The sequence below is a fragment of the Lelliottia sp. GFLA7 genome (genome assembly GCF_056490165.1).
The window spans coordinates 37,763-52,341 of the sequence record NZ_JBWLAQ010000004.1; the positions used below are offsets into that span (position 1 = coordinate 37,763).

Genomic DNA, 14,579 nt, shown 5'->3' on the forward strand with positions numbered 1-14,579 from the left:
ACGCGTCCTTATTTCAGCGGCGAGTTCTTGCGCTCGATGCTGTAGCGTTCAAGCTCTTTGTACGCCACCACTTTGCTTTTCTTTTTACGCACATCGACCACCGTCATGCGATCGGTGCAGGAGTAGCACGGATCCAGGCTACCGATGATCAGCGGCGCATCAGAGACGGTGTTGCCGCGCAGCATATAGCGCAGCGTCGGCCAGTTGGCGTAAGTCGCCGCACGACAGCGCCAGCGGTACAGCTTCTGGTTGTCGCCGGTCATGCTCCAGTGAATGTCATCTCCGCGCGGCGCTTCGGCAAAACCCAGAGCAAAGCGGTTAGGGATATAGGTAAAACCTTCGACCATCAGCGGGCCGCCCGGCAGGTTATCCAGACCAAAATCGATCATATTCAGCGCGGTAAACACTTCGTTGATGCGAACTTTCAGACGCGAAATCACGTCGCAACCCTGTTCGGTGTGAATCGTCATAGGCAGCAGGCCATAACCCACGAACGGGTGATCGGTGCGGGTATCGCGAGCGTGACCGCTAGCGCGAACCATCGGGCCGACGTTGCTAAAATCGCGGGCGATTTGCGGATCAAGACGACCAATGCCCACGGTACGCTGTTCGATGTTTGGCGTGCTGAGCAACATATCGACCAGCTCCTGCACGTCGCGGCGCATCTGCTGAGCCAGCAGGCGGGTCTGGATCATGTCGTCTTTCAGCAGATCGCGACGAATCCCGCCGATCAGATTCAGGCCGTAGGTTTTACGCGCGCCGGTCAGGATCTCGGCCATTTTCATGGAGGCTTCACGCACGCGGAAGAACTGCATAAATCCGGAATCAAAACCGACAAAGTGGCAGGCCAGCCCCAGGTTGAGCAGGTGCGAATGCAGACGTTCCACTTCCAGCAAAATGGCGCGGATCATCTGCGCACGTTCCGGCACCACAATTCCCATGCCGTTTTCGACCGAGGTGGTATAGGCGGTGCTGTGGGCAAAGCCGCAGATGCCGCACACGCGGTCAGACAGGAAGGTGACTTCGTTGTAACCCATGCGGGTTTCCGCCAGTTTTTCCATACCGCGATGGACATAGAACAGGCGGTAATCGGCGTCGATAATGTTTTCACCGTCGACGAACAAACGGAAATGGCCCGGTTCATCGGAGGTGACGTGTAGCGGGCCAATCGGCACCACGTTGTTCTTTTTGCTGCCCAGCTCGTTAATGAATTCGTAGGTTTCACTGTCGGTTGTCGGCGCTGGGCGCTGGCGATAATCCATGCTGTCTTTACGCAGCGGATAGAGTTCGTCCGGCCAGTCGTCCGGCAATACCAGACGGCGCTCATCCGGCAGACCCACCGGCACAAGACCGTACATGTCGCGCACTTCGCGCTCGCCCCAGACGGCCGCGGGCACGCGCGGCGTGACGGACGGATATTCCGGTTTATTCGGATCCACTTCGACGCGTACGGTGAGCCAGCACTTCACACCCTGCTCCATCGACATCACGTAGTAGACCGCGTAATTGCCGCACAGCTGACGCTCATCGTTACCAAACAGCACCGACAGCCAGCCGCCCTGCTGGTAATAAAGAAACTCCACCACTTCGGGCAGATAGTTCACCTTGATGGTGACGGTTATCTGATCTTTGGTCTGCCAGGACTCTTCCAGCACTACGCCGGGGAAAGCCTGATGCAGCGCGGCGAGATAGTTTTGACCTGTTTTTTCTTCTGACATGCTCTGACTCTCTGTAATCACGCCACCAGCAAGGAGACGAATGCTAAAAATGCAAAACCAAAACCAGCCCAGGTAATGCGTGAGGTGGCAACAAACCGCAGTCGCGCCATGCTGTTTTCAAACAGGGCGATAATGAGGACGCCAGCCATCAGCTTGAGCGCGGCAATCACCACGGCCAGCAGCAGACCGCCAACGGAAAAGTGGATCATTTGGCCCCACGGGAAAAAGACCCCGACAAACATCTGCAATACCACCAGCTGTTTGAGGCTGATGCCCCACTTCAGTACCGCAAAGCCGTAGCCGCTGTATTCGGTGAGCGGGCCTTCCTGCAGCTCTTGCTCCGCTTCCGCGAGGTCGAACGGCAGTTTGCCCATCTCGATAAAAGTGGCAAACGCGCAGGCGCACAGCGCCAGAATCAGCGGGATGCTCCGCGCAACGGGCCAGTGATAGACGGTATCGGTGATAAAGCTGATATGGGTAGATCCCGCGACCTGCGCGGCGACCCACAATCCCAGTAGCAGGATCGGCTCCACTAATACGCCCAGCATTGCCTCGCGGCTGGCCCCGATGCCGGTAAACGGACTGCCGGTATCCAGGCCCGCAATGGCAAAGAAAAAGCGCGCGATAGCAAAGAGGTAAATCAGGGTGATCAGATCGCCCAAAACAGGCAACGGTGACCACACGGTCACCACCGGCAGCGCGGTGGCAATGGTCAGCATCACGCCGACCATCACGAACGGCGTCAGACGAAACACCCAGCCCGCCGCATCGGGCGCAATGCTTTGACGCCCCATCAGCTTGAAGAGGTCACGATATTCCTGCAGCACGCCTGGACCACGACGGTTATGCATCCGCGCACGCGCCACGCGGGTCACGCCAGAGAGCAGTGGCGCGACGGCGAACAACACCAGCGCCTGAAGTAATGCCAGTAACAAACTCATGTCAGGCTCCTCGTGAAATCACAATCACCACCAGCACCGCCAGTTCGATCACGGCGAGGCGACGGAATAAGCCGGGTGCGGCAGTGCTCTGCCAGCCAGGAACCCAGCCCACCGGATTGAGCTTTTCGCGCAGTTTCAGCACGGCAGAAAAGTTTTCTTTTACCGGCATCGCAAAGCCGTGGGCGGTGATCACCATGGATTCTTCGTGTTCATACCCGCAGGCCCATGCCGCGCCGCGCGAACGGGCAGGCAGGCGATCGCGTTTGAAGAACAGCATCAGCACGAACGGCAGCAGTGGCGCGGCAATCAGCAGCAGCGCAATCATCGGTTGAGAAACGGTGGTGTGCGCTGTCGTCAGCGGCAGCGGAACAGCCGTTCCCAACAGCGGCAGCAGCCACGGCGCTGCAACGCCGCCAGCGATACAGCACATCGCCAGCAGAACCACGCTCGTCGTCATCAGGAAAGGTGCGCTAAAGGCCTGTCTGGCTTCACGGGTACGTGGCGCGCCCAGGAACGTCACCCCATACACTTTCGCCATACACATCACCGCCAGCGCCCCGGTAATGGCTAAACCCACCGCCAATAGCGGGCCAAGAAGGCGTGCAATAAACACGTCGCTCTGGCCGAGCGCAAAGAACGACTGGTAGATAACCCATTCGCCCGCAAAGCCGTTCAGCGGCGGCAGTGCGGCCATCGCCATCAGCCCGACCAGCATGGCAAGCGAGATAAGCGGCATTTTTTTGCCGATCCCGCCGAGCTTTTCGATGTCGCGATGCCCGGTGCGGAACCAGACGCTGCCCGCGCCCAGAAACAGAGTGCTTTTAAACAGGCTGTGGTTGATGAGGTGGTAGAGCCCGCCGATAAATCCGGCCGCAATCAAGGTCGGTTGGTTCAATGCAAGCCCGGTCACGCCTGCGCCAAAGCCCAGCAAAATGATGCCGATGTTTTCGAGCGTGTGGTACGCCAGCAAACGCTGGATATTGTGCTCCATCAGGGCATACAGTCCGCCCACGAAAGCGGTGAGCATCCCGACCAGCAACAGCACCACGCCCCACCACAGTGGCGGTTGTCCACCCACCAGCGTCAGCGTCAACATGCCGAACAGACCGACTTTCATCACCACGGTTGAAAACAGCGTCGCGGCAGGAGCAGAAGCGTTCGCATGTGCCTGGGGAGCCCAGCCGTGCAGCGGAATAATCCCCGCCAGTAAACCGAAGCCAGCCATCCCCAGCAGCCAGATGTCGGCACCTAATGGCAACAACTGCGTGCGTTCATTGATCAACACCAGATCCAGCGTGGCGTAGCGTTGCCACGTTAACCAGCACGCCAGCGCCAGCAGCAGCGTTCCCAGGCGTCCCAGCGCAAACCACAGCTTGCCAGACTGCGTGCATCCGGTGAGAAACACCCCGCATAACGCCATGATTTCGGACATCACCACCAGCGCCGCGAGATTGCTGGCGACTACGGCACAAATGGCGGTCGCCAGCAGCAAATTGACCAACAGCCCGTTCGGTTTGGTCTGCGAATGACGATGCCAGTCGATGTTAAACAGGCTGATAAACAGCCCGCACAAACCAAAGGTCACCAGCCAGATGGCGTTGAGCGGCGTAAGGGCAATGCTGTGATGGATAACAGGAATCACCGCCGCGGCACTCAGCCCGCGCGTCAACACGACAACACCCGCAGCGAACGTCATCACGCTGCCCACTGCGCCGCCAAGCCCGGCAACCCAGCCGCTCAGCGGTTTATAAAACGAGAGGAGAAGTGACAGAACCGCCGTCACCGTCAGGCACGCTACAGCGCTGATAACTAAATCGACAGCGTTCATTTCGCCCCCTCATTTTGCGTCTGAAACAGCGACAGATCGCCGAAATCGGTATTCACGGTCAGCTCACGTTTGCGTTTGCTGCTGCGCGCAATATCACGAATATTCACCAGAATCAGCGCCTTTGTCGGACAGGTGCGAACACAGGCTGGGCCTTGCTCGTCAAAGCTGCACAAATCGCATTTCACCGCCACGGCACGCACGCCAGGCACCCAATCCAGCAGCGTACTGACGCGCGCCGGAGCCGGTGGCGCAGGGGGCGCTTTTGGCGAATTAGCATTGGCAGGAATGTGCAGCGGACGGCTGCCGGAAAATTCAATGGCACCAAATGGACAGGCGATGCCGCACAGTTTGCAGCTCACGCACAGGCTTTCATTGAGCTGCACAGCACCCTCAACGCGGGTGATGGCGTTGACAGGACAGACACCCGCGCAGGGGGCGTCCTCACAATGATGGCAGAGCTGCGGCGCAGACTCTTTCTCATTGCGCATGACTTTCAAACGTGGCATCGACTGCAACCCGTGCAGGCGGTGCGTTTCTGAACACGCCGCTTCACAGGTATGACAGCCAATGCAGACCGTCGAGTCAGCTATTACAAAACGGTTCACCGGGGAGTCCTCAGGACATAGTCATTTTTGACGAAAAAGTGTCATATCGACACGTCTCGACACGTAAACATCAGACGGTGCGCGGCTCGCTCACCAGCGCTTTTAAATCCACCGGTAAATCGTGCTCAACCGCGGAATAGAGGTTGTTGTAAACAGGTGCGATTTTTTCCAGATAGTGTTCAAGCACCTGCTGGCGATCGCGGTTGCTAACGTGACCGTCAACCATGCCGTCGGCCATCAACTGCGCCTGCGCAATCAGCTCTCTTTCGCCCTCTTTAGTCTCGACGAAGTACTGAATGGTGTGGCTGTTAAACGTGTCCGCCAGGGTGACGTAAATCATGAAGTGGCCGAACAGGACAAAGCACAAATCCTCTTGTGCCGCACAGCTCATGGCGTGATGCAGACGCGCTTTTGACAGGGTGATCCCCTGAACCAGCGAATTACAGTAATGCTGCCATTGTTCCTGCAGTGATTGATGGCGTTGCGCGATGTAATCCGCCTTTTCGCTAATTTCCCAAATAGTCATCTCAGGTATCCGGTTAATGGAGATACGGCTGTTAAGCAGATTTTGTGCCAATTTTTATCATGTTGAAATTTATAGAATTTAATCCAATCCAAACTGTCAATGACAGCCTGTCGACGTGTCATTTCGTCAGCAGCGTCATCGTCACACCCTAATCAAAATTAAGCTGGCATCGTTATTGCATTAATGGGGCAAATCATTGAGGAGGCGTCATGCACGAAATCACCCTCTGCCAGCGAGCGCTGGAGTTAATCGAACAGCAGGCAAAAGCGCACAACGCGAAACGCGTGACAGGTGTGTGGCTGAAAGTGGGGGCGTTTTCCTGCGTCGAAACCAGCGCCCTCACCTTTTGCTTTGAGCTGGTGTGCCGCGACACGCTGGCAGAAGGCTGTCAGCTGTATATAGAAGAACAGCAGGCCGAATGCTGGTGTGAACACTGCCAGCAATACGTCACGCTGCTCTCCTCTAAAGTGCGCCTCTGTCCGCAGTGCCAGAACGTCGGGCTGCGCATCGTGGCGGACGACGGTTTGCAGATCCAGCGCCTCGAAATAGACCAGGAGTAAATCATGTGTAGTACCTGCGGTTGCGCCGAAGGCAACCTGTATATCGAGGGCGATGAGCATCGCCCGCACTCCGCGTTTCGCTCCGCCCCTTTCTCCCCTGCACCGCGCGTCACGGCGGCGTTAACCGGCATTCGGTTCACACCGAAGCAGTCGGATGCGGGCGATCTGCATTACGGCCACGGCGAAGCGGGGACGCATTCGCCAGGCATGAGCCAGCGCAAAATGTTGGAAGTCGAAATCAACGTGCTGGACAAAAACAATCAGCTGGCTGCACGTAATCGCGCGCGCTTTGCCGCTCGTCAACAGCTGGTGCTGAACCTGGTTTCTAGCCCCGGCTCAGGCAAAACCACTCTGCTAACCGAAACGCTCAAGCACCTGAACGGCAGCGTCTCGTGCGCGGTTATCGAAGGCGATCAGCAAACCGTGAATGACGCCGCACGCATCCGCGAAACCGGCACCCCGGCTATTCAGGTCAATACCGGTAAGGGCTGTCATCTGGATGCGCAAATGATTGCCGACGCTGCGCCGCGTCTGCCGCTGGCCGATAACGGCATTCTGTTTATTGAAAACGTCGGCAATCTGGTGTGTCCGGCGAGCTTTGATCTGGGCGAGCGTCACAAAGTTGCAGTGCTGTCCGTCACCGAAGGGGAAGACAAGCCGCTGAAATATCCGCATATGTTTGCCGCTGCCTCGCTGATGCTGCTCAATAAAATCGACCTGCTGCCGTATCTGAATTTCGATGTCGATAAATGCCTGGCGTACGCGCGCGAAGTGAACCCGGATATTCAGATCCTGCTAGTGTCCGCTACAAGCGGAGACGGCATGGAAAGCTGGCTCGCGTGGCTGGAGAACGAACGATGTGCATAGGCGTTCCGGGACAAATTCATTCCATCGATGGAAACCAGGCAAAAGTAGAAGTCTGCGGCGTGCTGCGCGACGTCGATCTCACCCTGGTCGGGTGCGTGGACGAAACCGGCGCATCGCGTCTTGGTCAGTGGGTGCTGGTTCACGTGGGCTTTGCGATGAGCCTGATCGACGAGGACGAAGCCCGCGATACCCTGGCGGCGCTGCAAAATATGTTTGAAGTCGAGCCGGACGTCGGCGCGCTGCTGTACGGCGAGGAGCGATAGCGATGCGCTACGTTGATGAATATCGCGCGCCGGAACAGGTGATGCGGCTTATCGCCCACCTTAAAACCCGGGCAACATTACTCGATTACACCGCACAGCGTCCGCTGCGGATTATGGAAGTGTGCGGCGGGCACACGCATGCCATCTTCAAATTTGGCCTTGACCAGCTGCTGCCGGAAAACATCGAGTTTATCCACGGTCCGGGCTGTCCGGTGTGCGTGCTGCCGATGGGCCGTATCGATAATTGCATCGAAATCGCCAGCCAGCCTGAGGTGATTTTTTGCACCTTTGGCGATGCGATGCGCGTGCCGGGCAAAAAAGGCTCACTGTTACAGGCCAGAGCGCGCGGTGCGGATGTGCGAATCGTCTATTCACCCGTGGATGCTCTGAAGCTCGCGGCTGAAAATCCAACGCGCAAAGTGGTGTTTTTCGGCCTGGGGTTTGAAACCACCATGCCCGCCACAGCCATTACCCTGCAACAGGCAAAAGCAAAAGGTCTCGATAACTTCTTCTTTTTTTGCCAGCACATCACGCTGATCCCCACGCTGCGTAGCCTGCTGGAAGAACCCGATAACGGAATTGATGCTTTTTTAGCACCCGGTCACGTCAGTATGGTGATTGGTACAGAGGCTTACGGTTTTATTGCAGCGGACTATCATCGGCCATTAGTGGTCGCTGGTTTCGAACCACTTGATCTACTGCAAGGCGTCAACATGCTGGTTGAGCAGAAAATAGCAGCCCTGAGCGTGGTCGAAAATCAGTATCGCCGCGTCGTGCCAGATGCGGGAAATCCGCTGGCGCAAAACGCCATCGCCGAGGTTTTTGCCGTAGAAGGTGACAGCGAATGGCGCGGTCTGGGACTGATTGCTGAATCTGGCGTGCATTTAACCCCCGCGTATCGCGCGTTCGACGCCGAAGCGCATTTTCGCCCGCAGCCACAGCAGGTTTGTGATGACCCGCGAGCCCGCTGCGGAGCGGTCCTGACCGGTAAATGCAAACCGCATCAGTGCCCGTTATTTGGCAACACCTGCAATCCGCAAACCGCATTTGGCGCGCTGATGGTCTCTTCCGAAGGCGCCTGCGCCGCATGGTATCAGTATCGCAATCAGGAGTGTGAAGCATGAACACGGTTGAAATGGCGCACGGCAGCGGTGGCCAGGCGATGCAGCAGCTCATCAGCCAACTGTTTCTGGAAGCGTTTGCCAATCCGTGGCTGGCGGAGCAGGAAGATCAGGCGCGCATTGCCCTGTCGACACTGACCACGCAGGGCGACAGGCTGGCGTTCTCGACCGACAGCTACGTGATTGATCCGCTGTTCTTTCCGGGCGGCGATATCGGCAAGCTCGCGGTATGCGGTACGGCGAATGACGTGGCCGTCAGCGGCGCAATCCCCCGCTATCTTTCGTGCGGCTTTATCCTCGAAGAAGGGCTGGCGATGGACACGCTAAAAACCGTCGTCCAAAGCATGGCAAGCACCGCACGCGAAGCGGGTATCGCTATCGTCACCGGTGACACCAAAGTCGTGCAGCGCGGCGCGGCGGATAAACTGTTTATTAATACTGCCGGACTGGGCGCCATCCCCGCGGACGTTCACTGGGGCGCACAACGGTTGGCGGTCGGCGATGTGCTGATCGTGAGCGGCACGTTGGGCTGTCATGGCGCAACGATTTTAAACCTGCGAGAAGGTCTGGGTCTGGACGGTGAATTGCGCAGCGACTGCGCCGTGTTGACGCCACTTATCCAGACGCTCCGTCACATTCCGGGTATCAAAGCCCTGCGCGACGCGACGCGCGGGGGAGTGAATGCGGTTGCCCACGAATTTGCTGCCAGCAGCGGCTGCGGCATTGAGCTGATAGAGCAACATCTGCCGGTCAAAACTGCCGTGCGTGGCCTGTGCGAACTTCTTGGCCTTGATCCGCTAAACTTTGCCAACGAAGGCAAACTGTTAATCGGCGTCGAGCGTTCTGCAGCAGAAGCCGTACTGACGCAGCTGCGCGCGCATCCACTTGGTCAAGATGCTGCCGTGATTGGTGAAGTGGTTGAGCGCAAAGGGGTGCGCCTGACCGGGCTTTACGGCATTAAACGCACGCTGGATTTACCGCACGCGGAACCGTTACCCCGAATTTGCTAGAACCGCGCTAAACGTGGTCAGCACTCTTATTTTTTTGCCCGTTTCTTTGGAAGCAATATGTCGTATACACCGATGAGCGATCTTGGACAGCAAGGGCTGTTCGATATTACGCGCACACTGTTACAGCAGCCCGATCTGGGTTCGCTCAGCGAAGCCCTGACGCGTCTGGTGCGGCAGTCTGCGCTGGCAGACAGTGCCGCTATCGTGCTGTGGCACAGCGCAAGCCGTCGTGCCAGCTACTTTGCGACGCGCGACAACGGTAAGTCCGTCGAATATGAAGACGAAACCATGCTGGCGAATGGTCCGGTGCGCCGTATTTTGTCACGCCCGGACGCCCTGCACTGCAACTTCGACGAATTCCAGCAGGCCTGGCCGCTGCTTGCAAAGAGCAATTTGTATTCGCCTTTTGGCCATTATTGCCTGCTGCCGCTCACCGTAGAAGGGCGGATTTTTGGTGGCTGCGAATTTATCCGCAACACCGATCAACCGTGGAGCGAGGCGGAATATGAGCGCCTGCATACGTTCACGCAGATTGTCAGCGTAGTGGCCGAGCAGATCCACAGCCGCGTCACCGATAACGTCGATTACGATCTGTTAAGCCGCGAGCGCGATAACTTCCGCATTCTCGTCGCCATCACCAATGCGGTATTGTCCAGACTGGACATGGACGAGCTGGTGAGTGAAGTCGCCAAAGAGATCCACCACTATTTTAAAATCGACGCGATAAGTATCGTGTTGCGCGGCCATCGCAAGGGCAAGCTGACCATCCACTCAACTCACTATCTCGATGAAACCCATCCTGCGCACGAACAAAGCGAAGTGGATGAGGCGGGAACGCTTTCCGAGCGGGTATTTAAAAGCAAAGAGATGCTGCTGCTGAATCTGAGTGAACGGGACGAGCTGGCACCTTACGAGCGGATGCTTTTCCAGTGTTGGGGGAACCAGATTCAGACGCTGTGCCTGCTGCCGCTGATGTCCGGCAATACCATGCTCGGCGTGTTAAAACTGGCGCAGTGCGAAGAACAAGCCTTTACCACGACCAACCTTAAGCTGCTGCGCCAAATCGCGGAGCGCATTGCCATTGCACTCGACAACGCGCTGGCGTACCAGGAAATTCATCGCCTGAAAGAGCGGCTGGTGGACGAAAACCTGGCGCTGACCGAGCAGCTTAATAATGTCGACAGTGAATTCGGTGAAATCATTGGCCGCAGTGATGCCATGTACAGCGTTCTGAAGCAAGTTGAGATGGTGGCGCAAAGCGACAGCACGGTGTTAATCCTCGGGGAAACGGGCACCGGTAAAGAGCTGATCGCCCGCGCGATTCATAATCTTAGCAACCGCAACAGCCGCCGGATGGTGAAGATGAACTGCGCGGCGATGCCCGCGGGCTTACTCGAAAGCGATTTGTTCGGTCATGAACGCGGTGCGTTTACCGGCGCCAGCACCCAGCGCATTGGCCGCTTTGAACTGGCGGATAAAAGCTCGCTATTCCTGGATGAAGTGGGTGATATGCCGCTGGAATTGCAGCCAAAACTGCTGCGAGTGTTACAAGAGCAAGAGTTTGAACGTCTGGGAAGTAACAAACTCATTCAAACCAATGTCCGGCTGATTGCCGCGACCAATCGCGATCTGAAAAAAATGGTCGCCGACCGCGAATTTCGTAACGACCTTTATTACCGTCTGAACGTGTTCCCAATTTGCTTACCACCGCTACGCGAACGCCCGGACGATATCCCGCTGCTGGTGAAAGCCTTTACCGCTAAAATTGCTCGTCGGATGGGACGCAATATCGACAGTATTCCGGCGGAAACGCTGCGCACCCTTTCCGCGATGGAGTGGCCGGGCAACGTTCGTGAACTGGAAAATGTGATTGAACGTGCCGTTCTGTTGACGCGTGGCAACGTGCTACAGCTATCGATCCCGGAAGTCATGATCTCAGAGCCGCCGTTGCCCACACGGGAAATGGCGCAGGACGGTGAGGACGAGTATCAGCTGATTGTCCGTATTTTAAGAGAGACCAACGGCGTCGTCGCCGGGCCAAAAGGCGCCGCACAACGTCTCGGTTTGAAGCGCACAACATTGCTCTCGCGAATGAAACGTTTGGGCATCGAAAAAGATATGTTGCTCTGATTCCCTTCTCAATGCCGTGTTATGCACGGCATTCATTTCTCCAGCCATCATAATTCCTAATTAATAACAACACGTTATTATCAGTGATTGACACGATATATTTTAAATTGTATAAATCCCACCCGTTAAAATGAGTTTCATTATCATTAAAATCCCCTGCCCTGCTAATAAACAATCAATTGATGAAGGATAGCGTTTTATGAAAAAGGTCCTCAGCGCCTTAGGCTTGGCATTCGCTTCGGTTAGCTGTGCATATGCAACCACTTATCCTCTGACTATTGAGAATTGCGGGTACACGCAAACCTTCACCAAAGCCCCTGAGCGCGTTGTCGCGCTAGGTCAGAATACCGTCGAAATTTTACTGCTGTTGGGACTGCAGGATAAGATCGCTGCCAGCGCTTTTTGGCCAACCAAAGTGCTGCCGGAACTGGCTGAGAAAAATGCCAAAATCAAACTGCTGACGGTCGAAATCCCGACACTTGAGTCTGTTCTCGCCCAGAATCCTGATTTTGTTCCGGCACAGTTGCCGTTATTGCTGGGCCCTGAAAGCAAAGTGGCGAAACGAGAAGATCTCGCGACCGTTGGCGTTAACAGCTATGTTTCACCCGGCATGTGCGCCACCAAAAAGGGCGTTGGCGACATGTACGGTAGCCGTCAAAAACTCTGGGACATGACGTTCCTGTACCAGGAAATTGAAGATTTCGCTAAAATTTTCAACGTTGAAGCGCGCGGTCAGGCGGTGATTGCCGATTTCAAAAAACGCGAAGCCGATCTGCGTGCCGAATTTGGTAAAAACAAAAAAGACCTTTCATTTGTGTTCTGGTTCTCCAGCGCGTCCCCTTCTGCAGACGCCTACGTGGGCGGCAAAAATGGCGCATCCGGCTTTATCGCGAATGTGCTGGGCGGACACAACGCCATTACCTCTGAAACCGAATGGCCAACCGTGGGCTGGGAAAGCATCATCGCAGCAAACCCTGACGTCATCGTCGTCTCAAGCCTCGATCGTAACCGTTGGGTTCTGGATAACGCGGAAGAAAAAATCAAATTCCTGAAAAGCGATCCGGCGGTTAGTCAGCTTGATGCCGTCAAAAAAGGTCATATCGTGGTGATGGACGGTCAGGCCATGAACCCCACTATCCGTACCATTTACGGCGCAGAACAGGTTGGCGAACAGCTTAGAAAGATGGGGCTGAACTAATGAGTTCAGCCGCTCAACAGGCACGGCAGGGGGTGTTTCTTGGCACATCCTGCATCCTTTCTATTGCCTTGCTTATTCTGGTGATCGCCATTGGCGTCAGCGTGGGTGAGCTGTCGATCCCGCTGCAAACCGTGTTCTACGCGATCGGCAATAAAATGGGATTCACCGATGTGCCGCTGAGTCGCATTTTTGAAAGTGTGATTTGGGACTTCCGCCTGAGCCGTGCGCTGGTTGCGGCCTGCTGCGGTGCGGGACTGGCCATTTGTGGAGCGGTACTCCAGAGCCTGTTGAAAAATGCGCTCGCAGAACCCTATGTTCTTGGGGTCTCCGCGGGGGCCTCCACGGGCGCAGTGTCTGTTGTGGTATTAGGTATCGGAACGGGCGCCGTTTCGCTCTCCGCGGGCGCGTTCGCCGGTGCCTTTGCTGCTTTTGTGTTTGTCGCGTTTCTGACGAATGGCGCGCGTGGCGGTAACGAGCGTACTATCCTGGCGGGTGTTGCCGCCTCGCAGCTGTTTAATGCCATCACCGCCTACACCATCAGTACCTCCGCCAGCGCTCAGCAGGCCCGTGATGTGATGTTCTGGCTGCTGGGCAGTTTTAGCGGCGTCAGATGGCCTGAGCTCCAACTGGTGCTGATTGTGGTGCTGACCGGCCTGGCTATCTGTCTTTACTATTCCCGTGCGCTGGATGCCTTTACGTTTGGCGATGATGCCGCAGCGTCCCTTGGGATCGCCGTCCCTTGGGTGCGTTTGATTCTGTTCACCGTCACTGCGCTGATTACCGCAACCATTGTCAGCATGGCGGGCTCTATTGGATTTGTCGGCCTGGTCGTTCCGCATGTGATGCGCTATTTCTTTGGCCCGCTGCATCGCACGTTACTCATCGCCAGCGCCCTGGCGGGTGCCATTCTGATGGTGCTTGCCGATATTGCGTCTCGTCTGCTGATTGCACCGCAAAGCCTGCCGGTCGGCGTGGTCACCGCCCTGGTTGGCGTGCCGTTCTTTGCCCTTATTATCTATCGTTCAAGGAATAAGTGATGAGCATCACTGCCGAAAATATTACCTGGAAGGTGGGTAAAAAAGTTATCGTCAACAATGTCTCACTGAAGGTTTCTCGTGGGCAAACGGTTGGGCTACTTGGCCCAAATGGTTCAGGTAAATCCTCTTTGCTGCGCGTTCTGGCAGGCTTGCGCCGGCCCCATTCGGGCTGCGTCACACTGGACGATAAAAACATCAGCCAGATCGCTAAAAAACAGCTGGCACGCCGGGTGGCCTTTGTTGAACAGCACGGCATGACAGAAGCGAATATGCGCGTTCGTGACGTGGTAAAACTCGGCCGAATCCCCCATCATTCGCCTTTTTCGAACTGGGGTGCGCAGGACGATGAAACCGTCACCGCTGCGCTGGAACGTGTGGATATGCTCAAAAAGAGCGAGCAAGGCTGGCAAAGTTTGTCCGGCGGTGAACGCCAGCGCGTGCACATTGCTCGCGCGCTTGCGCAGACGCCAACCGAGATCTTGCTCGATGAACCCACGAACCATCTGGATATTCATCATCAAATACAGCTGATGAAACTCATCAGCGAATTACCCGTCACCAGCATTGTGGCCATCCACGATCTCAACCATGCGTCGATGTTCTGCGATGCACTCATCGTGATGCAAAATGGGGAAATTGTTGCCTCGGGAACACCCGATGAGATCCTGACTGAAACGCTGTTGTGGGATGTCTTTCGGGTCGAAACGAAAATCGAAATTTCACCGTTTCATGGCAAAAAACACATCCACTACATCGCTTAACGCCGGGTAATCCG

The 14,579-nt window shown here is 56.2% G+C and carries 14 protein-coding genes; 9 read left to right on the top strand and 5 right to left on the bottom strand.

All coding sequences use genetic code 11. The features are described from left to right. Positions 1 to 8: 8 nt before the first annotated feature. The 5 genes from AC07RN_RS13230 to hycA form a co-directional block, all read right to left on the bottom strand. Positions 9 to 1,718, bottom strand: a complete 1,710-nt coding sequence (locus tag AC07RN_RS13230) for a hydrogenase large subunit (protein ID WP_131486182.1) — start codon at positions 1,716 to 1,718, stop codon at positions 9 to 11. A 17-nt stretch (positions 1,719 to 1,735) separates the two neighbouring features. Continuing rightward, the gene (locus AC07RN_RS13235) at positions 1,736 to 2,659 is read right to left on the bottom strand and encodes a respiratory chain complex I subunit 1 family protein (RefSeq protein ID WP_015960188.1); all 924 of its coding nucleotides are present in this window, start codon (positions 2,657 to 2,659) and stop codon (positions 1,736 to 1,738) included. A gap of 1 nt (position 2,660) precedes the next feature. Beyond that, entirely contained in the window at positions 2,661 to 4,487 is a 1,827-nt protein-coding gene (gene hycC, locus AC07RN_RS13240) for a formate hydrogenlyase subunit 3 (RefSeq protein WP_478336573.1), read from the bottom strand. Beyond that, complete coding sequence (locus AC07RN_RS13245) at positions 4,484 to 5,092, bottom strand: 4Fe-4S dicluster domain-containing protein (RefSeq protein WP_015960190.1); 609 nt, start codon at positions 5,090 to 5,092, stop codon at positions 4,484 to 4,486. The genes hycC and AC07RN_RS13245 overlap by 4 nt, the downstream gene beginning before the upstream one ends. 70 nt (positions 5,093 to 5,162) lie before the next feature. Further along, on the bottom strand, positions 5,163 to 5,618 hold the full coding sequence (gene hycA, locus AC07RN_RS13250; protein ID WP_015960191.1) for a formate hydrogenlyase regulator HycA: 456 nt from the start codon (positions 5,616 to 5,618) through the stop codon (positions 5,163 to 5,165). Between the two features lie 209 nt (positions 5,619 to 5,827). Here hycA and hypA point away from each other — a divergent pair, with 209 nt between their 5' ends. The 9 genes from hypA to eitC all read left to right on the top strand — a co-directional run bounded on the left by hypA (position 5,828) and on the right by eitC (position 14,565). Beyond that, positions 5,828 to 6,178 (top strand): hydrogenase maturation nickel metallochaperone HypA, encoded by a 351-nt coding sequence (hypA, locus tag AC07RN_RS13255; protein WP_015960192.1) that lies wholly within the window; start codon positions 5,828 to 5,830, stop codon positions 6,176 to 6,178. A gap of 3 nt (positions 6,179 to 6,181) precedes the next feature. After that, on the top strand, positions 6,182 to 7,045 hold the full coding sequence (gene hypB / locus AC07RN_RS13260) for a hydrogenase nickel incorporation protein HypB (RefSeq protein ID WP_478336574.1): 864 nt from the start codon (positions 6,182 to 6,184) through the stop codon (positions 7,043 to 7,045). Next, positions 7,036 to 7,308, top strand: a complete 273-nt coding sequence (locus AC07RN_RS13265; RefSeq protein ID WP_235133945.1) for a HypC/HybG/HupF family hydrogenase formation chaperone — start codon at positions 7,036 to 7,038, stop codon at positions 7,306 to 7,308. The genes hypB and AC07RN_RS13265 overlap by 10 nt, the downstream gene beginning before the upstream one ends. Before the next feature lie 2 nt (positions 7,309 to 7,310). Continuing rightward, the gene (gene hypD, locus AC07RN_RS13270; RefSeq protein ID WP_478336575.1) at positions 7,311 to 8,432 is read left to right on the top strand and encodes a hydrogenase formation protein HypD; all 1,122 of its coding nucleotides are present in this window, start codon (positions 7,311 to 7,313) and stop codon (positions 8,430 to 8,432) included. Next, on the top strand, positions 8,429 to 9,439 hold the full coding sequence (hypE, locus tag AC07RN_RS13275; protein ID WP_478336576.1) for a hydrogenase expression/formation protein HypE: 1,011 nt from the start codon (positions 8,429 to 8,431) through the stop codon (positions 9,437 to 9,439). The genes hypD and hypE overlap by 4 nt, the downstream gene beginning before the upstream one ends. Before the next feature lie 57 nt (positions 9,440 to 9,496). Continuing rightward, a complete protein-coding gene (gene flhA / locus AC07RN_RS13280) occupies positions 9,497 to 11,569 on the top strand; it encodes a formate hydrogenlyase transcriptional activator FlhA (RefSeq protein WP_478336577.1) in 2,073 nt (690 codons plus the stop codon). A gap of 199 nt (positions 11,570 to 11,768) precedes the next feature. Then, positions 11,769 to 12,767, top strand: a complete 999-nt coding sequence (gene eitA / locus AC07RN_RS13285) for a siderophore ABC transporter substrate-binding protein EitA (RefSeq protein WP_015960198.1) — start codon at positions 11,769 to 11,771, stop codon at positions 12,765 to 12,767. Further along, on the top strand, positions 12,767 to 13,804 hold the full coding sequence (locus AC07RN_RS13290) for a FecCD family ABC transporter permease (protein WP_478336578.1): 1,038 nt from the start codon (positions 12,767 to 12,769) through the stop codon (positions 13,802 to 13,804). The genes eitA and AC07RN_RS13290 overlap by 1 nt, the downstream gene beginning before the upstream one ends. After that, positions 13,804 to 14,565 (top strand): siderophore ABC transporter ATP-binding protein EitC, encoded by a 762-nt coding sequence (eitC, locus tag AC07RN_RS13295; protein WP_015960200.1) that lies wholly within the window; start codon positions 13,804 to 13,806, stop codon positions 14,563 to 14,565. The genes AC07RN_RS13290 and eitC overlap by 1 nt, the downstream gene beginning before the upstream one ends. Positions 14,566 to 14,579: the final 14 nt, after the last annotated feature.